We start from the raw sequence: 21,194 nt of genomic DNA, 5'->3' as shown, positions 1-21,194 counted from the left end.
CCTTCTTCAAACAACAAAAGCTAATCGTTGAGTTACTGAATTTTCTTTTCAAGAACTGTGATGCGCTCTTTCAAACGTGCTTCGCGCTTGTCTCGTTTTTCAGCATATTCCTTTTCAATGCTGGTAATCTTGGATTTGTAATATCCCTGCATCGCATTGTAGAATGAAACGTTCGTTAGGTTATTAACGTGATTGCTTTCGCCAAAATGCACTTGCTTTGTAAGCATATAGCGTATCAGCTTGTGAAAGATTTCCTTTTTAAATTTCTTCTTGAAATTCTCGACCATTTCAACTTTGGTCATCTTTGATGTGTCGCCCAAGAACTTTGAGAAATACTTTTGTTGGCTCATATAGTCCACATTATTTTCAAAGAGCGATATCGAGAATGCCACCATTTCATCTGTTGAAAGTGTCTTCTTAGTATCGATGTATTTGGTCTCACGAATCATCTGGACAACTTCTTCAAACTGCTTGTTGTTCTCAATCTGCTTCTTACGGATTTCCCTTTCGTTGATTCTAATGATTTGTTCTTCAGGTGTACAATCTGCCATTTTTCTATTGGTCAATGGTGCTGAATAATCAGTTACTTCATCTTTTGATTTCTCGATTACCTTGACAAACACTTCTTTGTTCTGGTAGGTCTCAGGATGGAACACGATGCCGTTTACAAATCCATTGTCAGTTGCTGAATTGTAATTTTTCAATTCTTCTTCATAGTTCTGAATTGCTTCCTTAAATTCAGCTTTTAATTCATCTTCGGAATAATCGTAATGTTGATATTCTATTTTGATGGCCTCAATTGTTGGCTCAATTGGATTTTCGATGATTTCAACATCATCCAGTAAATAGACTTTCAAACCATTCTTTTCCAACTGTGAAATAATGAGCTGATTGTTTTCGTCATCTGACCAATACTGTCGTATTTCAGGAATCAGCAGGATGTTCTCTTTCTTGGTTTTTTCAATTAAGTTCAAGAACGACTTGCTTTTCTTTGTCTCGAAACAAGCTGATTTTGTACAGACCATTTTACCCTCGCCAAACAGATTTCCTTGATTGGCTGCATTGAAGGGACATTTTATACAAGACCCAGCTTTCGGCACCAACTTCTTATCGGTTACATCAAAAGATGCCTTTTCCAAATCATAGGTTTGGTCTTTTAGCATCCTGTTAATTTGGTGTGCATTGAAATCTTCGCCCATCGTTTCCAACATCATCTGCTGTTCCTCTGGTGTAAACAATGCAACACCTACACCTAAGGAAATGGTCATTTCGCCATTCCGAACAAAGTGTTTGAAACCCTCAATTAAACCTGCCAATTTTAGGCGTTGTCTGATAAAGTTGTCCGTTCTACCCAATCGCTTTGCAATTTCAGTTGGCGCATATTTCTCGCTTAGGTAGGCAATTGCCTCAGCTTCTTCTGTGGGTTCTACATCCTGTCGATGTAGGTTTTCTATGATTTGGACTTCAAGAACATCATTGTTCTCATAAGTCCTCACGATACAGGGTATGGTCTTTTTTCCTGCCAGTTTGCTTGCACGATATCGGCGTTCGCCCATCACGATTATGTAATGACCGTTTAGTTGCCTTACCGTGATTGGCTGCAATACACCGTGATTTTCGATACTCTCAGAAAGTTGCTGCAATGCATCTTTACTGAAAGTCTTTCTTGGTTGTTCAGGGTCAGTCTTGATTTTGCCCAATGGTAAATTCTGAATTTGAAGTACGGATGATTTCTTTCCATTCACTTCTTTTTTAGCAGTTGCTTTTGCTCTACTGCGCTTCTTTGTGGTACTCGCTTTTGTTGTCATAATACTCAAATTTTTGATTAAACAATATTTGAGCAGAAACCAAACGGAAGATAAAATCTTGGCTCAAAAGGAAACGGAATAAATGAGTAGTGGAAGAAGCGTTGGCTTTATGCCGTAGTCTTTTGATGGAAGTATTTTACGAGTTTACCTTGCGGGTATATTGTATGATAATAAACCCCTCTCTATCGAAAGGGGTTATAAAAAAATTGAAAAGTATCTTAAAGGTTTTCGGTATTTAGCTTCTTAAAATACTAAAGGAATAAAACTACTTAATTTCCTCAATCAAACTACCACACGTGAGCATCGCATCGCCATAATAGGGATTACGAATTTCTTCTTCCGTGCTTAGCCAAACTGCGCCTTTATTATTATTTGCCATCGGGCATTTCTGAACGTATAGCATCGCATCGGTTCCATTTACACTCATCGCAATGGGCACCATATTTTCATTTAATATCACGAAATGGTCACGTTGATTTTCAAGATTGTCATTCGCTGCAATGGCGTCGAGCATTTCGATACTTTTCTTGATATGTGATTGTTCCATACTACCGAGACTTTTAATATCTGCGGACTTTAAGGATTCTGATGTCGCTTTCGCGAAAGCGGAAACCAGATTTGCATCGCTCGCTACCAAAGCATCTTTCATCTGTAAATAAGGCTTGAGCGCTTGTTTAAATTGCCTTTGAAAATTCTCTGAAAATTCCATTTCCATTTCAGACATTGGCATCATAGCATCCTCTTTCTTTCCTTGATTCATCATAGAATTTTTCCCTTGTAGCTGTGCTGCTGCGTCTACTGTGAAAGTTCCATTAGTTACAATCTCATCGCCTTTTTGTAAGCCCTCTGTTATAGCATAATTTTCGCCATTACGATTTCCGATGGTTACTTCACGCATTTCAAAAACGGGTTCGTTGGGATTGGTTTTTATATAGACCAATGAGCGTTCGCCTGTCCACATTACGGCACTTGCAGGAACTGTTATCACTTCGTTAGTCATCATCATTTCCCCTTTGAGTTTACCCGTTACAAACATTCCTGGTTTAAAGAGGTCATCTGTGTTTTTTAGTGTTGCTCTTACGGTAACCGTTCTCGTTGCATTATTAAGTATAGGGTCAATAAATGAAACCGTGGCGTCAAATTCTTTATTGGCGTAGGCATTGGTTACTACCTTTATTTTCTGACCTACTTTTAAATCTGAAATTTGATTTTCATAGGCATCAAATTCTGCCCAAACCGAATTCAAATTGCTCACTTTCAAAATAGGCTGACCTTGTTTTACATAGTCGCCTTCACGTGCCATCACTTCTGAAACCGTTCCTGAAACGGTGGCATATACAGGAAAATTATCGCGCACGTTTCCAGAGGATTCTATTGCATCAATTTGGTTATCGGAAAGCTTCCAATTTTTCAATTTGTTTCGCACTGCCTTGTACAGTTCAGGTTGCGATTCTTTTAATGAAGCTGTTGTGAGCAATTCTTGCTGTGCAGCGACCAAATTTGGCGCATAAATGGTAGCCAATGTTTGACCACGATTTACTTTTTGGCCTTCATAATTGACATTCAAACGTTCGATACGCCCATCAAAATAGCTTGCTTGTACGGCATTGTTTTCTTCGTTGGTGGCGATTTTGCCCGAAAGCGAAATTATTCCATCATCTTCTGACATAGTGCCATTACCCACAATAGTAGTTTGAATGTTGGCCAGCGCCATTGCATTATCTGTCATTTTAATCTCATTCATTGCAAGGCCATCAGCACCAGATTCAGCAGGTATCAAGTCCATTCCACATATAGGGCAGTCGCCTGGTTCAGGTTGCATAATCTGTGGGTGCATTGAGCAGGTCCACATTTGGTTTGCAGATTCGCCAGAATGGTCGTGGGTATCTGACATTTCAGTAACGTCCTTGTTTGCATTTGCTTCGCTACCGGAATTGCCAAAAATGAGCCAACCCGCCAGTAGTCCCACGATTACTGCAATTGCTATATATAAAATGTTCTTGTTCATACTATTTTTCGTTTTGTAACCTATCAATCATTTGCTTCATTTCTTCAATTTCCTTTCGTTGTGCTTTGATGATATCTTCGGCTAATTTTTTTACTTCTGGGTCTTTGATGTCTGCACGCTCGCTTGTTAAAATTGCTATGGAATGATGCGGTATCATTGCTTTCATCCAAAGCACATCGCCTACAGTTGATTTTTGGTCACGTACCAGTCCCAACGCACCTACAAATAGAACGATACTTCCCAAAACAATGGCGATATTCTTCTTTTTATTTTGATACATCCCACGCATTGCTACAAACATTATAATGGCCATTGCCGCAATCCCTAAGCAGACCATATAAAAGCGAGTTAGACTGAACCATACGTGGTCCCACTCATAAGTGTTCAGGTACATTGTGATGTACATAGCTACGAAGGACGCTGCGAGCATTCCTACAAATTTTGTGTATTGATTTTTCTTTTTGTGTTCATTTGAATTTTCCATAATAGTCGGTTTTTTGTTACTTATTTACGTTTGTTTTTAATCAATTTTCTCACAGTAGGTGAACTTGTGTACCAAAGTAGAAATCCACTAAAGACCGTTATCAAGCCTAAAAGCGAAAAAGCCCTTAGCACAATTGTATTAAAATTGTCTCGACCTTGATAGTCCATAGTGTGCGTCATCCAAAGAAAATCGAACCAACGCCAATCGCGATGACGTACGGTTTGAAAAGCTCCATTCTCAATCGCCACGTAGGCTTTTAAATTTTCATCGGTTTTATATGAAATCTCATAAGCCGGTAATGGTCTTCCACGGTACTCGTGGTGGTCGCCTACAGATTCAATCCGTTGTATTTGGTCAAATTCTAAATCGGCCAACATATAGCGTTCTGCTACTTTGATTGCTTCTTGTTCTGTGAGCTCGTCTTTCTTTGTTCCTGTAAGTGCATTATAAAGCACAGTTTCATTAATCCAATAATAGGGCTCATCCGCTATTTCAAGTAATTCTAATGATTGAATCGGTTCCTGAATATTTAGTTGAGAACTTCCCAGTAAATCTGAAAATGCAGTTTGTTCAGGAATCTCTTTTTTGAAATGGTCGCCGTGAATCTCATCAATATCTGTCCAGCTGAAATACATTCCACTAATCGTCCACATCAAGAACTGAATACCTAAAAAGATACCCAGATAGCGATGCGCTTTTCTTATTTTAAGTGCTGTTTTTCTTTTGACCATTTTATTTTACTTCAAAAGGAAATTCAACAAGAACCTTTTCCCAACTCAAGCTAATTGTTCCTGAATCATTGGTAGTCTTTGTTACCTTGTATTCTAAATGTTCCTTGATTTCTTCGGAAATTTTTGGGGTTACTTTAAATCTCATCACATCATCTTTCTCATTATATTCATCTTTACCGTGCTGGTTCCAGTTGGAATTAAAAATAATTGTCCATTCCTCTTGATTCGGAATAACAAAGAACCCGTATTTCCCTGCCTTCAACTCTTTACCATCAATGGTCAAATCCTTATTGGTTTCTATCCAAGTGGCCATATGTGCGCCCGCTTGCCAAACGGTATTATAAGGAAGTAAACCGCCAAAAATGATACGTTTACGAACTCCTGGGGATGAATAATCAATATGAATATGCGCATCGCCCACCATCGCCATTGCGCTTGTATGCGGACTCAATGATTTTTTTTTATTAGGTTCTGCACTTGTTGAATTTTGCTCTGTTCTGTCGGTAATTGGCACTTCTTGAGCTTCCTTTGAAGCTTCTTTACAAGAAGCTAAAAGGATAATACATAATAGAATGATACTTTTTTTCATTATATAGGATGGTTTAGTTAATTGATTTTGTTCTGAGCCTAAGTGCGTTTGCTATTACTGAAACTGAACTAAAACTCATTGCCAGCGCCGCAATCATAGGCGATAACAGAATTCCGAAAAATGGGAATAATACACCTGCCGCAATCGGTACACCCAGCGTGTTGTATATCATAGCAAAAAATAGATTTTGTTTTATGTTACGCATAACTTTGTGGCTAAGGTTTCTTGCTTTTACGATACCGTGCAAATCGCCCTTTACCAAGGTTATCATAGCGCTTTCTATAGCGACATCAGTTCCTGTGCCCATTGCAATACCCACATCACTTTTTGCCAGTGCTGGTGCATCATTGATACCATCGCCTGCCATTGCGACTACTTTGCCTTGCTGTTGTAGTTTTTTAACCTCATCCAGTTTGTTTTCAGGTAACATTCCTGCTTTGAAGTCAGCGAGATTGAGTTCGCTCGCCACAGCTTGGGCGGTGTCGTGATTATCTCCTGTGAGCATTATTACTTCGATGCCTTTGTCCTGTAATTCTTTGATTGCCTTAGCACTCGTTTCTTTTATTTTATCGCCTATGACCACGTAGCCTGAAACTTCGCCATCAATGGATAAGTAGGAAACCGTTTTTCCCTGTTTCTGAAAGGATTGTGCTTCGGTTTCCATTTCAGGTGATAGCTTGGCATTTGCATACTCCATCATTTTGGCATTTCCCAAATCGAGCTTCTTGCCATCAACTGTTCCTTCTACGCCTTTTCCGGTTACTGCGCTAAAGTTTTCGGTTTTTGATATTTCGACCTTCTGCTCCTTTCCATATTTCACGGTGGCTTCGGCAAGTGGATGCTCGCTGGAACTGTTTAGGGATGCGATAAGATGTAGAATTTCGCTTTCGCGAAAGCGAGATTCATCAAACGACCCAATTTTCTCAACCGTTGGTTTCCCTTCCGTAATGGTTCCTGTTTTATCAACGATAAGGGTGTCCACTTTGTCCATTTTCTCTAAGGCTTCGGCATTCTTAATTAGGACACCATTTTGGGCACCTTTACCAACACCTACCATAACGGACATCGGTGTTGCCAATCCCAATGCACAAGGACAGGCTATAATCAATACGGCAATGGCATTTACAAGAGCAAATACATAAACTGGTTCTGGTCCCCAAATCGCCCAGACAATGAAAGTGATGACCGCAATGATAACCACGACAGGCACGAAATAGCCTGAAACCGTATCTGCCAATTTCTGAATAGGGGCACGACTGCGACTGGCATCGTTTACCATATGTATGATTTGGGAAAGCAAGGTGTCGCTACCTACTTTTTCGGCTTCCATCAAGAAAGATTGATTCCCATTAATGGTACCGCTACTTACTTTATCATCTACAGATTTATTGACTGGAATCGGTTCTCCTGAAATCATTGACTCATCTACGGTAGTTTCGCCTTCGGTAATTTTGCCATCCACAGGGATTTTATCTCCTGGCTTTACTCGTAGGATATCTCCTTTTTCAATCTGGTCGATGGAAACTTCTTCTTCGTTTCCATCCACTACGCGTACTGCTTTGTTAGGTGCAAGCTTTAATAATTCTTTCACTGCTGAATTGGTTTTACTATGTGCACGGGCTTCTAAAACTTGACCCATCAATACCAATGTGAGGATAACCGTAGCGGCTTCAAAATACACGTGAACCGCACCGGATTCTGTTTTAAATTGTTCCGGAAAAAAGTCTGGAAACAACATCCCAAAAACACTAAAGAGCCAAGCCACGCCCGCACCTATACCGATTAAGGTGAACATATTGAGATTCCAGGTTTTAATACTTCGATAAGCACGTTCAAAGAACATCCAAGTGGCATAAAACACCACAGGAATGGAAAGCCCAAATTGAATCCAGTTCCACCATTTCTGCTCCATTACATCATAAAGTGGATTGTTGGGAATCATCTCGCTCATAGCGATTATGAAAATAGGAAGCGTAAAGGCTACTGCTATCCAAAATTTCTTAATCAGCTTATTATATGTTTTTTCTTCGGCAGATAAATCAGGTTCCATCGGCACCAAATCCATACCACAAATAGGGCAACTACCAGATTCATCCTTAATGACTTCTGGGTGCATTGGGCACGTCCATTGCTCTGAAGTCGTTGCTGACAAATTTTGCTCTTCGACTAAATCCATTCCGCAGACAGGGCAGTCTCCCGGCTTGTTATAAGTTTTATCGCCTTCGCAATGCATTGGGCAGTAAAAGGTGCCAGTTCCTTTGCCTTTAGGTTTTTGCTTTTTCGTGTAAGCGGAATCATCTTTATGATGATGCTCGCCTGGTTTGTGAATACTGTACGTACCGCCATCTTCTTTCAATGCTTTCTGAAATGTTTCGATGGGAATATGAGATTCCATTTCAATAGTAGCCTCTTCTTTTTCTAAATTAACCGAAGCATTGGTCACACCTTTCACTTTAGAAAGTGTTTGCTCAACGTGATTTCGGCAACCGTTGCAGGTCATTCCTTGTATTTGATAGGTGTGTTTCATTTTCAATTTTTTTTAAGTTATTTATTCGTGCTTATGTCCATCTGATGTATGGTCTTCATTTTTTACAAGTGCCATCCCACACGTACCACATTTTCCTTCTTTATCGCTACCACTATCTTTACAGTGCATAGGGCATACGTAGGCAGAAGTATATTCCTTTCCTTGCTTCTCAGTTGTCGTTTCTACTTTTGTTTCGGCTTTATTGTCTATGCAAGAGACTATTGTTACTGATGCAAATACTACCATTGCTACTAAAACTAATTTTAAATTTCTCATTGTTTTGTGTTTATTGAGTTATTAAATAATTGACTACCGCACTTTGCGCATAGTATTTTGTTATCGCATTTATTTGATTAATTTGAAACTTTAATTGTAGTTCCTGTATATCGAGTACGTCATTAAAGTCTATAGTTCCCGTTTCATAATTCTTGATTAGAATTTGCTCGGCATCTTTGGCCTGCTTTAGATTCTTACTCTGAGTATTGAATTTAATTCGGGCTTGGTTGCGTTGGGATATCGCTTTCGCGAAAGCGGATTCCAAAACATTCAATCGTTGCTCTTTTTGAGTTTCGATTTCTTGCTGGCGTAGCTCATTTTGCCTTGTAATAGACTTGTACCTATTATTGAAAATGGGAATAGAAACTGAAACCATAGGCATCAATACATCTTTTCCATTGTCTATAGGGTTCATATCGGTACGCTCGCTTACCGGTAGATAATCCACACCAAAGCCAACCATAGGTAGGCTCTCGCGTTGATTGAGCAATTCTGATTGTGCTACGGATTCGTACAATTTATCGTACTTGAGCAGTTCAGGATTGAGCGATAGTGCGTCTGTTCCGTATATAGGGTCATTCTCTGGTATTTTCATTTCTACAACTAAATCAACCGTGCTATTTTCATCCCGATTTAAGAGATTATTGAATGTTGTTTGTTCTGCGCTAAATTCTTCTTCCAATACCTCTTTTTGCTGCTGCAATTCATTTTGACGAATCTGTAACCGCAATACATCTACCGCAGATGCCTTGCCTACTTCTACCGAGGTTAGGGCAAGACGCTCATAAGTTTTTAATAGTTGGATGTTCTCGTCGAGTACCTTTTGCTTTGCTCTTGTTTCATACAATCCATAATAGGATTGCGCTACTGAAAGCGCCAATTTTCGTTTGGCGATTGTGATTTCCACGTATTCAGCTTCGGCCATTGAAGTCGCATAGTTTTCACGTGCGCTAATGGTGCCAAACCAAGGCAACATCTGTTTTACGCTTATCCGTGCTCGTTGTGCACCCACCCTTGTTTCTGGCTCACTTACAAAATAGCCTGCGCTTACTTCAGTATTGGGTAGCCAGTTTGCTTCATTGATTTTTTCTTCGGCAATATTGTATCGCAATTCAAAAGCCTGAATTTCTGGGTTATTAGCTTCAGCTTCTTCAATATAGCTTTGTAGTTGTTGTGCCTGCCCGCTGATTGAAATCAGTCCAATGCTCATTATTAACAGTGCGTTCAGGTGGGCTTTCGTACTTCGTCTTCGCTCAGCATAAACTTCAGCGGAAACAAACAAAAGACAGATTATGATTTTTATATTTTTCATTTGTTTGCTCTTTTAAGTTGGTATTCTTTTTTCCAGCTGTATAAAACTGGTAAAAGGAAATAGGATGTGACGTCGATTATCATTCCGCCAAAAATTGGAATGGCCATCGGAATCATAATGTCGCTTCCTTTCCCTGTAGATGTGAGTACTGGCAACAATGCTAAAACTGTGGTCACGGTGGTCATCAAACAAGGACGTATGCGTTTTCCTGCGGCTTCCAAAGTGGCGAGACGTATGTCCTTTTTACTGTCTGGTTCGTTGCTTTTGAAGGATTGGTCTAAATAAGTTGCCATTACAACACCATCGTCTGTCGCGATTCCAAACAAGGCTATAAAACCGACCCAAACGGCCACACTTAAATTGATGGTTTTCATATTGAACAAATCGCGTAGGTTCTCGCCAAAAAAGCTGAAATTGAAAAACCAATCCTGACCGTATAACCAAATCATTATAAAACCACCTGCAAAGGCTACAGCGATGGCAGTAAAAACCATAAAGGACGTAGAAACCGACCTGAACTGGAAATACAAAATCAAGAAAATGACCAGCAAACAAAGTGGCACAACTACCGATAACGTTTTTTCTGCCCGTAATTGATTTTCGTACGTTCCTGTAAATCGGTAACTGATTCCTTGCGGCACGACCAAATCGCCATTATCGATTTTCTGTTGAATGAGCGCTTGAGCATTTTCCACCACATCTACTTCGGCAAAGCCATCGAGTTTATCAAACAGCACGTAGCCAATCAAGAAGGTGTCTTCACTTTTAATGACCTGTGGACCTTGCTCGTATCGTATATCTACCAGTTCGCCCAAAGGAACCGGACTTCCAGTTGATACAGGAACATAGATACTTTTCAAATCTTCTGGATTTGCACGCAATTCCCGTGGATAGCGTACTCTTACACCATACCGCTCACGGCCTTCTACCGTTTGGGTAAGCGGCATACCGCCCACAGCTACTTGAAGCACTTCCTGAACATCCATTATTGAAATCCCATAGCGTGCCAACTGGTCTCGTTTAATGTCAATTAGCAAATAGGGTTTGCCCACGATGCGGTCTGCAAAAACGGCTTGTTCTTTGACGCCTTTTGCTTGTTTTAGGATGTCTTCCAATTGCAGTCCAAAATTTTCTATGGTTTTTAAATCTGGGCCTTTTACCTTGATACCCATAGGTGCTCGCATACCTGTTTGCAGCATAACGAGTCGCGTCTCGATGGGTTGCAGCTTGGGCGCAGAAGTCACGCCTGGGAATTTGGTAACTTTTACAATTTCATTCCAAATGTCATCAGGACTGCTTATTTCCGGTCGCCAGTTTCGGTAGTATTCCCCATCGTTATCTTCAATCAATTCATTGCGTGTTGCACTTGTTTTGAGTTTTGATGCTGCATAGTTTGCATCATCATCGATTTCATTATTTGGGTTAATAATGAACTTGTCATTTTTCAGCACAAATAGACCATCATCGTTCACACGGTAGCGTTGTCTCTCGCCATTCTCATTTCGCATATATTCAGACTTATACTGAATGACATTTTCATACATCGAGAGTGGTGCAGGGTCGAGGGCAGATTCTGTCCTTCCTGCTTTTCCCACTACAGTTTCAATTTCAGGGATGCTTGCCACGGCCATATCCAGCTGTTGTAGCACCCGTTTATTTTCTTCCACACCGGCGTGCGGTAAGGATGTAGGCATTAATAAGAATGAACCTTCATTAAGTGCTGGCATAAATTCCTTCCCAGTGTTACGCATTATGACTAGACCTAAAATCAGCACCGTGGTTGGAATAATTAAAAAAAGAAATCGGTTTTGAAGTGCCCAGCGCAAAATGCCATCATAATATCTTCGGAAAACTGTAAACACACCAAGCAGTCCAAAGCAGATAATCGCTACAAAAATCAAATTCATTAGAATGCTGCGGTCAAAACCAAGTGGTCGCCAGTATTCGGCTAATAGCACGACGATAGCAATACAGGAAATGATGATATTTAATACATTTTGATTGATGTTGAGCCTGTAACCAGCAATGGTATGGTTGTATTCCTTTTTCGCTTTAAGCGAAAAGAATAGACCGCTACATCCAAAAGCTATCAAAATCAACCCAAGCCAGTAACCAAATATAAGTGCAGTGATGCCGAGTGCGATTAACAGACTATTCAAAAGCAGCTTAGAGCGCTGGCGAATGTTTGTTTTTCTGAAAAGGAACGCGGCAAATGGCGGTATTAAAAACAGCGCGATTACAAGCGATGCAGAAAGTGCCATTGTCTTTGTAAAAGCCAATGGTCTGAAGAGTTTCCCTTCGGCACCTATCATCGTAAATACAGGTAAGAAACTGATAATCGTCGTGAGTACAGCGGTTAAAATTGCACCGGAAACTTCCGAAGTTGCATTGTAAATAATTTCGTTTGTAGTGTATTCTATACTGCTTTCGCGAAAGCGTAATTTTTCATCTTCCAGATGGCGAATCATATTTTCGGCAAGTATGACGCCCACGTCCACCATTGTACCGATAGCAATGGCAATTCCTGACAAGGCAACAATGTTGGCATCTACATTAAAGAGCTTCATTGTTATGAAAACCATTAAAACGGCAACAGGCAACAAGCCAGAAATTAAAATGGATGCGCGTAGATTGAACACCATTACGATGATGACCAAAATGGTAATCAGGATTTCAAGTGTAAGGGCTTCATTGAGCGTGTGAAGTGTTTCCTGAATAAGCTGAGTACGGTCGTAAAAGGGAACAATGGTCACTTGTGAAGTACGACCATCTGCCAAGGTTTTTGTGGGTAGTCCAGATGATAATTCGGCTATTTGGTCTTTTACATTATTGATGACTTCCAATGGGTTAGCACCATAACGAGCCACAACGACACCGCCTACCACTTCGGCACCTTCTTTATCTAAAATACCACGTCGCGTTTGTGGTCCCAAATGGACATTAGCGATGTCTTTGATTCGGATAGAAGTAAAATTTTCCGAAGCGACCACCGCATTTTCGATATCTGTAACAGATTTCACATACCCTAAACCACGAACCAGGTATTCGGCTTGATTGATTTCCAAGGTCTGCGCACCGATGTCTTGATTGCTTTCTTTAACAGCCTTTACAATATCGGTCAAACCGATGTTGTACTGCCGCATTTTTTCTGGGTCAACATCCACTTGATATTCCTGGACATAACCACCAATTGAGGCCACTTCGGAAACACCGCTTGCCGAAGACAATCCATATTTCACATAGTAATCCTGTATGCTACGCAATTCCTGTAAATCCCAACCGCCAGTTACATTACCATCTTTATCACGACCTTCCAGCGTGTACCAAAAAATTTGTCCTAAGCCTGTCGCATCTGGACCCAATGCAGGGTTTACACCATCGGGCAATAAGTTTGCGGGAAGGGAATTGAGTTTTTCGAGAATACGGCTACGTGACCAATAGAATTCTACATCTTCTTCAAAAATGATATAGATACTTGAAAAACCGAACATTGAAGAGCTTCGGATGGTCTTGACCCCAGGAATTCCCAACAATGAAGTTGTAAGTGGATAGGTAACCTGGTCTTCGATATCCTGCGGTGAACGCCCTTGCCACTTTGTGAAAACAATTTGCTGGTTTTCGCCGATGTCTGGAATGGCATCAACAGCTACAGGATCAGTTGGTAAAATGCCTGTTTCCCAATTGAAGGGTGCGTTGACAACGCCCCAACCTACGAATAAGGCGAGTAGTATAACGGCGACAAGTTTGTTTTCTATGAGAAATTTTATGCTTTTATTTAGCATAAGATATGATTATTAGATAGTTGAAATTGTGCAAAGTAGAAAATACTATACACGAGATTTAGCCCACTACAGCGTAACTGTTGGGCATTGTTTCAAAAGTCTAATAAATCAAATTAAAAAAGTCTGGTGCAGCACTTGCACATCCCGTTTGACAAAGGGGGGCGGGTAATCGATGAAAGGAACATCGTTAGATTCAATTCCTTCAAAAAGACTTAAATACGAATATGTAAATGAGGCAACAAAGACTTGTTGCTCTAAGGTAAGTTGGTCAAATGAAACTTTTAAATCATCCTTTCCTTCTTTAACGACTTGTTTATCCGTACAACACGTTTTTTCTGAAAGGGTTGGGTTCTCACAACTGGTTGTAGCCTGAGCTTTTTCCATCCCACAAGTTTTCACTTTCTGAACAAATGAAAAATCTACCAAAGAATCTCCGCAATAATGCATATCAATAGTAAATGACATCGTAGTCATAAGAACTACGGCTGCCATAAAAATTGCCATTGATTTGTGAATAAATTGCTTCATTTAAATGCAAAATTACAAAAATTTAACAATTATTATTAAGATTAACATTTATTTGTTTTGCTAATAGTGGTTCCAAAAAAGCTATTTTTCTTTATTAGAAGCTATAAATTCTATGAAAATTAGAATTAAAAAATGTTCTTTATATTCATTTGGTACCGTATAGTAGCATTATGAATTAGGGACTGAAAAACTGTGAAATGTTGTACCTATGTTGTACCCAAGGCATAAAAAAAGGCTTCCGATTTCTCGAAAGCCTTGCTCTGCTTAGTAGCGGGAACTGGACTCGAACCAGTGACCTTCGGGTTATGAGCCCGACGAGCTGCCTACTGCTCTATCCCGCGCTATTGGACGGCAAATATACAACCATTTTTATGTTATACAACACTATTTTTATTAAAAAATTCAAAAAATAACACAAACCACTACTAATAAGCAGGTTATAATTATTGCTCGATACTATTAGCACTAAAACTTATCAATTCCTGAGTTTCAAACCTAGGATGTAACTCTATAGGATTACAACATACCTCGCAATCTTCTACATATACCTGGTGGGTGATGGAAGGGTCTAATAACATTGAAATTTCTTCCCAGCAGTATGGGCACTGAAAAAAGTGTTCAAACATAATTCTTTAAAATTAGGATCAAAAAAAGATACTTTTAACAAGCCAACTTCTAGACACAACAACACCGCTTAAAACTCTATATTAAGTAATTGACCGGTAAGTTGCAGTAATTGTAACTCTGCAATTTTAGCATCATATTTTGCAGCATTCTTATTCGTTTCTGCCAAAATCAAATTAATCTGTGCTTGTCTAAACTCAATTGAAGTGATTTGCCCCAATTTAAAACGCTCTTGCGAACGCTCAAAGTTATTTTGATTAGTCAGTACATTCTGCTGTTGAATCTCATATACATTCAATCTATTTTTATAATTCCCAAGAGCATTTGCGATGTCTCTTTTTACCTCCTGAGTTATTTGATTTTGAGAGATTTCCTGATTATCTAATGCTATTCTTGCATTTTTTACTCTTGTAACCGTGTTTCCTCCATCAAAAAGATTCCAGGTTAGGTTTATACCTCCTGATAGGGTATAGGTATCAGCAATATTTCCAGGAAAGAATGCCGATGGAGGGTTACGATTTTCATTCCATCCATATGAGCCTGTTAAACCAATCGTTGGCAGATATCCAGATTTACTAACTTTAATATCATATTCGCTTATGCGTATGTTGCTTTTGTTTTGCAATAATGTTACATTATTTTCTTCTGCTTTTTCTACATACTCATCAAGAACGATCTTTGGAGTAAACTGAATAACCGTATCTACTTCAAATTCTTTTTCTAAATCATTATTTAAAATAACATTAAGATCCCGTTTTGTATTGATCAGCTGTTGTTTTGTATTGAGCAGATTAATACTATCATTGGCCACATCTACCTCGGCATTAAGCACATTAAGTTTTGTGTTTTGACCATATTCAAATTGATAATTAGATCGGGAAACGCGCTCACGCGAAATACGTAAGGTCTCTTCAAGAATCTCTACATTTTCAGACAATCTGGCTACTTCATAATACACCGTAAACAGTTGTAAAATGGTATTTTCTATAGTGCTCCTGGCTTGCAATTCTGTAAGGTTATATTGCTCTTTAAGCCTTTTATAATTATAGAAACGACCTAAACCATCAAACAACGTGTAATTAAGATTTAGTGATGCATTGTATCGTTGTGTCTCTGCTCCTTCGATTTCAATATCTGGTCGTGGGCGAGTAATCGTATCCGTGGTTCCTGCCACAGGAACTCTTTCTGTAACTCCAGGAAAAGATGTAGTACTATTTGCCGATTGGTAATTGGCCCCAGCATTAGCCACCAATGAAGGTAAATATCCCGAATTAAGGATTCCTTTATTATTTTTGGCAACTTCTATATTATTAGTTGCAATACGTATCCCAAAATTATTCTCTAAAGTTAATCGTATTGCTTCATCTTTTGTTAATTTCTGAGCAATCGCCTGACTCGAAATTAAAAATAGAAACAACACCAATACACCTATGTAACTATATTTGCAATTCAGGTTGTTGTTCATGTTCTTCTTTTTGTTCTTTTATAGCGCGCTCTACTTCTTCTTTTGTAATTTTATTTCCGGTTATTAGCCATTTGGTGCCTACTTTAAAATTATTACTAAAAGATAAAAATAACGGTAGCATTAATAAAGTAAGTATAGTTGCAAAACCAATTCCATAGGCTATAGAAATTGCCATTGGCTTTAAAAACTGTGCTTGTCTGCTTTTTTCTAACAGCAAAGGTGCCAATCCGGCAATAGTGGTTAATGAAGTAAGAAATATTGCTCTGAAACGAGATCGTCCAGCTTCGTATAAAGCATTATTAAATGTGAGGCCTTGTCTAAGGTAGCTATTGAATTTTTCTATCAATACTAAACCATCGTTAACCATAATCCCTATGAGCGCAATAATCCCTAATGCAGATAATATATTAATGGAAAAACCATGAATAAAATGACCCCAGGCTACTGCAGTCAAACTAAAGGGTATTAACAATAATAGTAATAAAGGTTGACTATAACTTCTAAACGTAAATGCTATGGTGATATAAATCAAGAAAAATACAATTGGAAATACAACTCCTGCAGATTTAGATATTTTAGAGGCCTCTCGATTTTGCCCTTCAAAAGAAGCTGTGATTGTCGGGTATTTTGCCTGCAAATCCGGCATTACAATCGTTCTGATTTCATCTAAAATATCAGTAGCACTTTGACTGGGATCTTTTAAATCTGAAGAGATTTGAATTTCTCTTTGTCCTTCTAGATGATTAATTGCTACATCACCCCTTTCTATACTATAGTTTGCGATCTCTTTTAGCGGAATTTTATTCCCTGTAGGGGTAGCAATTCGCATTTCATCTAAATCATTAATTGAAGATCTGTTCTCTCGATCATAACGCACCCAAACCCTAATCTCATCCTGACCTCTTTGAAAACGCTGCGCTTGTACCCCAAAAAAACCTGCTCGTACTTGATTCATTACACTACGCAGGTCTAATCCAAGCAAATACGCGTTTTCTTTAAGTTCTAAGCGAATTTCTTTAATCCCAGCTGGATCATTATCAGCTACATCTTTTAATCTAGGATCATCTTCTAGAATCTTCTTCAATTCAGCTTTTGCGGCTTTCAATTCTTGGATATTATTACTAAGCAATGAAACCGATACAGGGCTTCCACCAAAATTACCTCCAGATCCAAAGATTAATCGCTCTGTACCAAAAACAGGTCCCACTTTTTCTCGCAAACGATTAGCAACCAGGGCTGAGTTTATAACATCAGGACGCTCTTCTCCCGGTAATAAATTAATATTTAATGATGCGCTAGAAGAGGCATTAATATTTTTTATAATATTCTCAAAAAGTTCCTTGCCTTCATATTCTTCATCCTTCAAAAATTCTTCGGTTAGTTCTTTATTGACAATCCATGCCTTTTCTTCTATCATTGAAATAATAGAGTCTGTAACTTTTTCATTCGTTCCATTAGGCATACCCAAATCAACCTGCACTCTATCACTTGCTATCCTTGGAAAAAGAGTAACTCCTATTACGCCCCCTCCAATCGAACCGATAGTAAGTATAAGAGCGGCTGCAAAAAAAGCAAAGGTTAACACTTTATTTTTTATTGTAAATAGTAATGCAGGGCTATATATCTTATCACGAAGCCATTTCATGATTTTGTCTCCAAACTCATTGATATACCGCATTTTTGAAAAAAAGTTAGCAATACTGCCTTTAGGAACATTATTTTTTCTTGCTCTTAATGCTTTAGAATGTGCTAAATGCGCAGGAAGAATAATTAAGGCTTCTACTAAAGAAACCACAAGAGTAAGAATCACAATGGTCGAGACTTCACTAAAAAACTCTCCAATTCTTCCATCTAAAAATAAGAATGTTGAGAATGCAAGTATGGTTGTTACAATTGCCGAAACTATTGGTGGAATTACTTCCATAGTACCATCAATGGCCGCTTGAACAGGGCTCTTACCCTTTTCGTAATGTTGATAGATATTCTCGGCAATTACAATCCCATCATCGACCAAAATACCAATTACGATAATCATCCCAAATAATGATAATACATTAATGGTGACATCAAATTGACCAGCAAAAATAAACATTCCCAAAAAAGCTACAGGTAATCCAAAAGCTACCCAAAACGCCAATCTCGTATTAAGAAACAGGGATAAAAAAGTTAGCACCAGAATCATCCCAATAATTGCATTTTCGGTAAGTAAAGCTGTTCTTTGATTTAAGGTAATAGACAGATCGCGAACTACATTAAGCTGAACGTTATTATATTTTTGATTAAACTCGTCTATATATACTTTCACCTTATCGGCAGATGATATTAAGTCTTCATTATTGGTACTTGTTACCGTAACATTTACAGAGAGATCGTCATTAAAATATGACGCGTTTGGAGTTTCAGAAAAACGATCTCTTACGTGGGCTACATCTTTTAATCGCACTACCTTACCTGATGGATCTGCTCGTACAATCAAATTTGATAACTCATCACCATAATAAGATCTATTATTAGCTCTTATTAAATATTCTTCGGCATTCGTTTTTATATTTCCTCCGGTAACCAGAATATTTGCATTGCCAACTGCTTGAGCGACTTCATTAAAACTAAGATTATAAGCAAGTAAATTATTTTCATCGACGGCGATCTCTATTTCTTCTTCTGGGTAACCAGAAACACTTATTTGAGAAATCCCATCAATGGCACGTAGATCATTTTCGATCTGTCTCCCAATTTGTTTTAAGGTTCCGAGGGGTATATCATTTCCGCTCACCGCAAAACTAATCGTTTGTCTTATTTCTTCGCGCTTGCCTACAATCAAAGGTTCCATACCAACAGGAAACGACGGTACGCGATCTACCGCGTTTTTCACCTCTAAAAGCATGAAATCTATATCTTCATCCTTTGTAATTTCTACGGTTATGGTTCCTGTGTTTTCTTGCGAGGTTGATGTCACTCGATCGACCCCTTCGAGGCCTTTTAGATTATCCTCGATTTTAAGTACTACCCCTTCTTCTATTTCTTGAGGAGAAGCTCCAGGATATGTAACATTTATATTTATGATTTTAGAATCTACCAGGGGGAAAAATGAAGATTTCAATGATAATGCCCCAACAATCCCAAAAACAAAAAATGCTAGTACGATGACATTAACCGCCACATGATACTTGATAAAATATGCTATTACCTTTCTCATTATTGTGCAGCATTTCGATTAGATTGATTTGTAGCTCCTGTTTTTTTTGAACCATACACCGAAATTAACATTCCAGCATATGCACCAGGAACACTTTTAGCAAGAATTATAGTTTCGTTTGGCACTCCTTTTAGGACTACTTTTTTATCAGAAAAATATACTGGATTTACATCAACGATATCCAAAATACTATCTCTTACTACAAAAATTTTATTGCCTTCCTGAAGTAAGCTACGATCAATTTCAATGGCATCTTCTTCTTTCTTAGCATCTAAATTTGCCTCAAGATACATTCCTTCCTTAAGTGATGGTTCTGCCACTTCTATAAATGCAGTTATTGTTTGAGTCGCTTGATCTACTCTCCCATTAATTCTAGTTACAACTCCTGTATATACTTTTGTTTTGTTAAGGTTTGTAAGCTCAACAGATTTTCCGATACGCAAAAGATCTCCATACTCTTTACCAATTGCCACCTGCATTTCATACACATCTGTATCTATATATTCGCCCAGTTTTTGTCCTTGACGAATTAGAGTACCTTCATTCACCAAAGCTTCGGTAAGCACTCCATCAAAAGGAGCCGAAATAGTATACTTTGCTAAACGTTGTTCTAGATTTTTTACATTGTAGTATGTCGTATAAATATTCCTTCCGGTAATAAAGTATTTTTCTTTTTCTGAAGTAGTTTCGGGTAACTTAGGAGTTACCTTATTCATATCAAAATTATTTAGATAGGTTTGCCATTTATCATAAATCTCTGGATAGTCTAATCGTAGATCAGGCATAATTGAAGTAACGAGGTTATACAAATTGCTTTTTGCAGATTGTACACTTGCGTAATATTCTGAGGCATCAATCCGTATTAATGCTTGCCCTTTTCTATATTTCTGCCCTGTTTTAAATAACTTAGTTCCACCTTTAAAAACACCTTGTACTTCAGCGTACAACTCTAACCTTCTTTTTGCTGTCAAATTACCATTAGCAGCTATTCGAATTGAAATAGTTTCATTCTGTATTGTATCTACAAAAACGGTTTTTATTACCTTGGTTGGCCTGGGTTTGGGCCTGGTTTTACTATCTATTATTTTTTTTGCAAAAAATATAGCTCCGGCAATTAGCAATAATCCCAGAATAGAAAGTATTATGTTTCTCATATAAGCAATTTTGTTTAAGTTTTTTCTTACAAAAGCCTGAACAAAGCTATCAACAACAACGATAGTTTGCCGTTAAAGAACTCATAAAAGTTAATTGGCACTTTTTACCAATCTACAAAAACTAAAAAAACATCTATTAAATAGATGTTTTTTACTATTAAAATAAGCACAAAAATGCTTTTATTCTTCGGCTATCTCGGCTATCTTAGATTTCACCTTTTTTAGCGCTGTAATTAAGATTTCTATTTCTTCTTCATTTAAACTTTCTTGAACAGCAGGAATAAGATTGTACATTATAGGCTGTACTTTTTGGATCGTCTCTTTTCCATAATCGGTTAAGAAAATACGATTAACTCTCCTATCGTTCTCATCGCTCTTTCGAATTACTAACTTTTTACTCTCCATGGTATTTACCAATCTGGTCATAGACGCTTTATCTCTATGCGTAATAAAAGCCAAATCATTTTGAGGTTGCCCATCATTTACATGTAATCGTTTTAACACACTCCACTGTTCTTTGGATAGATCTAGCCCATTATCACTAAATGCCTTTTGAACTAAAAACCCAAAATCATAATGAATTTTACCTACCCAGGATAATGCATGGGCATTTAAATCGATAGCTTTTGTATTATTCATAAATACTATTGTTTAATTTACAGCTACAAAAATATTCATAAAAATCTAGTTGCCCTCGCCACTGGCAATAA

Annotated in this window: 15 protein-coding genes and 1 tRNA gene; all 16 read right to left on the bottom strand. The window is 38.3% G+C overall.

All coding sequences use genetic code 11. The annotated features are described in order from the left end of the window. Nucleotides 1-32 precede the first annotated feature (32 nt). Nucleotides 33-1,808: a ParB/RepB/Spo0J family partition protein gene (locus JJQ60_RS02050; RefSeq protein ID WP_201916279.1), complete on the bottom strand. Its 1,776-nt coding sequence runs from the start codon at nucleotides 1,806-1,808 to the stop codon at nucleotides 33-35. Nucleotides 1,809-2,073: 265 nt separating this feature from the next. Then, nucleotides 2,074-3,816 carry an efflux RND transporter periplasmic adaptor subunit gene (locus JJQ60_RS02045; RefSeq protein WP_201916278.1) on the bottom strand — a complete coding sequence of 581 codons (1,743 nt, stop codon included), beginning with the start codon at nucleotides 3,814-3,816 and terminating at the stop codon, nucleotides 2,074-2,076. 1 nt (nucleotide 3,817) lies between these two features. After that, nucleotides 3,818-4,300 carry a DUF305 domain-containing protein gene (locus JJQ60_RS02040; protein WP_126161000.1) on the bottom strand — a complete coding sequence of 161 codons (483 nt, stop codon included), beginning with the start codon at nucleotides 4,298-4,300 and terminating at the stop codon, nucleotides 3,818-3,820. A gap of 20 nt (nucleotides 4,301-4,320) precedes the next feature. Next, the gene (locus JJQ60_RS02035) at nucleotides 4,321-5,031 is read right to left on the bottom strand and encodes a PepSY domain-containing protein (RefSeq protein WP_126161001.1); all 711 of its coding nucleotides are present in this window, start codon (nucleotides 5,029-5,031) and stop codon (nucleotides 4,321-4,323) included. Nucleotide 5,032: 1 nt separating this feature from the next. Next, nucleotides 5,033-5,620 carry a DUF2911 domain-containing protein gene (locus JJQ60_RS02030; RefSeq protein WP_126161002.1) on the bottom strand — a complete coding sequence of 196 codons (588 nt, stop codon included), beginning with the start codon at nucleotides 5,618-5,620 and terminating at the stop codon, nucleotides 5,033-5,035. A gap of 13 nt (nucleotides 5,621-5,633) precedes the next feature. Then, the gene (locus JJQ60_RS02025; protein ID WP_126161003.1) at nucleotides 5,634-8,147 is read right to left on the bottom strand and encodes a heavy metal translocating P-type ATPase; all 2,514 of its coding nucleotides are present in this window, start codon (nucleotides 8,145-8,147) and stop codon (nucleotides 5,634-5,636) included. 21 nt (nucleotides 8,148-8,168) lie between these two features. After that, nucleotides 8,169-8,423 (bottom strand): heavy metal-binding domain-containing protein, encoded by a 255-nt coding sequence (locus tag JJQ60_RS02020; protein ID WP_201916277.1) that lies wholly within the window; start codon nucleotides 8,421-8,423, stop codon nucleotides 8,169-8,171. Nucleotides 8,424-8,433: 10 nt separating this feature from the next. After that, on the bottom strand, nucleotides 8,434-9,633 hold the full coding sequence (locus tag JJQ60_RS02015) for a TolC family protein (RefSeq protein WP_394369534.1): 1,200 nt from the start codon (nucleotides 9,631-9,633) through the stop codon (nucleotides 8,434-8,436). 98 nt (nucleotides 9,634-9,731) lie between these two features. After that, nucleotides 9,732-13,517: an efflux RND transporter permease subunit gene (locus JJQ60_RS02010; protein ID WP_201916275.1), complete on the bottom strand. Its 3,786-nt coding sequence runs from the start codon at nucleotides 13,515-13,517 to the stop codon at nucleotides 9,732-9,734. 108 nt (nucleotides 13,518-13,625) lie between these two features. Further along, entirely contained in the window at nucleotides 13,626-14,045 is a 420-nt protein-coding gene (locus tag JJQ60_RS02005) for an HYC_CC_PP family protein (RefSeq protein WP_201916274.1), read from the bottom strand. Between the two features lie 268 nt (nucleotides 14,046-14,313). Next, a tRNA-Met gene (locus tag JJQ60_RS02000) sits at nucleotides 14,314-14,386 on the bottom strand. A 102-nt stretch (nucleotides 14,387-14,488) separates the two neighbouring features. Then, a complete protein-coding gene (locus tag JJQ60_RS01995; RefSeq protein ID WP_201916273.1) occupies nucleotides 14,489-14,671 on the bottom strand; it encodes a CPXCG motif-containing cysteine-rich protein in 183 nt (60 codons plus the stop codon). A gap of 68 nt (nucleotides 14,672-14,739) precedes the next feature. After that, a complete protein-coding gene (locus JJQ60_RS01990) occupies nucleotides 14,740-16,134 on the bottom strand; it encodes a TolC family protein (protein ID WP_201916272.1) in 1,395 nt (464 codons plus the stop codon). Further along, nucleotides 16,106-19,330: an efflux RND transporter permease subunit gene (locus tag JJQ60_RS01985; RefSeq protein WP_201916271.1), complete on the bottom strand. Its 3,225-nt coding sequence runs from the start codon at nucleotides 19,328-19,330 to the stop codon at nucleotides 16,106-16,108. Before JJQ60_RS01985 ends, JJQ60_RS01990 begins: the two co-directional genes overlap by 29 nt. Continuing rightward, the gene (locus tag JJQ60_RS01980; protein ID WP_201916270.1) at nucleotides 19,330-20,484 is read right to left on the bottom strand and encodes an efflux RND transporter periplasmic adaptor subunit; all 1,155 of its coding nucleotides are present in this window, start codon (nucleotides 20,482-20,484) and stop codon (nucleotides 19,330-19,332) included. The genes JJQ60_RS01985 and JJQ60_RS01980 overlap by 1 nt, the downstream gene beginning before the upstream one ends. A gap of 180 nt (nucleotides 20,485-20,664) precedes the next feature. Continuing rightward, nucleotides 20,665-21,123 (bottom strand): MarR family winged helix-turn-helix transcriptional regulator, encoded by a 459-nt coding sequence (locus tag JJQ60_RS01975; protein WP_201916269.1) that lies wholly within the window; start codon nucleotides 21,121-21,123, stop codon nucleotides 20,665-20,667. Between the last annotated feature and the right edge of the window lie 71 nt (nucleotides 21,124-21,194).

It is taken from the genome of Aquimarina mytili, from assembly GCF_016735115.1.
GTDB classification, from domain to species: domain Bacteria; phylum Bacteroidota; class Bacteroidia; order Flavobacteriales; family Flavobacteriaceae; genus Aquimarina; species Aquimarina mytili.
This window is presented reverse-complemented; position numbering and strand designations above follow the sequence as displayed.

Bases quoted from the DNA above. Each gene is read 5' to 3' on its own strand.
- JJQ60_RS02050 (WP_201916279.1), bottom strand. From the start codon at position 1,808: ATGACAACAAAAGCGAGTACCACAAAGAAGCGCAGTAGAGCAAAAGCA.
- JJQ60_RS02045 (WP_201916278.1), bottom strand. From the start codon at position 3,816: ATGAACAAGAACATTTTATATATAGCAATTGCAGTAATCGTGGGACTA.
- JJQ60_RS02040 (WP_126161000.1), bottom strand. From the start codon at position 4,300: ATGGAAAATTCAAATGAACACAAAAAGAAAAATCAATACACAAAATTT.
- JJQ60_RS02035 (WP_126161001.1), bottom strand. From the start codon at position 5,031: ATGGTCAAAAGAAAAACAGCACTTAAAATAAGAAAAGCGCATCGCTAT.
- JJQ60_RS02030 (WP_126161002.1), bottom strand. From the start codon at position 5,620: ATGAAAAAAAGTATCATTCTATTATGTATTATCCTTTTAGCTTCTTGT.
- JJQ60_RS02025 (WP_126161003.1), bottom strand. From the start codon at position 8,147: ATGAAACACACCTATCAAATACAAGGAATGACCTGCAACGGTTGCCGA.
- JJQ60_RS02020 (WP_201916277.1), bottom strand. From the start codon at position 8,423: ATGAGAAATTTAAAATTAGTTTTAGTAGCAATGGTAGTATTTGCATCA.
- JJQ60_RS02015 (WP_394369534.1), bottom strand. From the start codon at position 9,633: ATGAGCATTGGACTGATTTCAATCAGCGGGCAGGCACAACAACTACAA.
- JJQ60_RS02010 (WP_201916275.1), bottom strand. From the start codon at position 13,517: ATGCTAAATAAAAGCATAAAATTTCTCATAGAAAACAAACTTGTCGCC.
- JJQ60_RS02005 (WP_201916274.1), bottom strand. From the start codon at position 14,045: ATGAAGCAATTTATTCACAAATCAATGGCAATTTTTATGGCAGCCGTA.
- JJQ60_RS01995 (WP_201916273.1), bottom strand. From the start codon at position 14,671: ATGTTTGAACACTTTTTTCAGTGCCCATACTGCTGGGAAGAAATTTCA.
- JJQ60_RS01990 (WP_201916272.1), bottom strand. From the start codon at position 16,134: ATGAACAACAACCTGAATTGCAAATATAGTTACATAGGTGTATTGGTG.
- JJQ60_RS01985 (WP_201916271.1), bottom strand. From the start codon at position 19,330: ATGAGAAAGGTAATAGCATATTTTATCAAGTATCATGTGGCGGTTAAT.
- JJQ60_RS01980 (WP_201916270.1), bottom strand. From the start codon at position 20,484: ATGAGAAACATAATACTTTCTATTCTGGGATTATTGCTAATTGCCGGA.
- JJQ60_RS01975 (WP_201916269.1), bottom strand. From the start codon at position 21,123: ATGAATAATACAAAAGCTATCGATTTAAATGCCCATGCATTATCCTGG.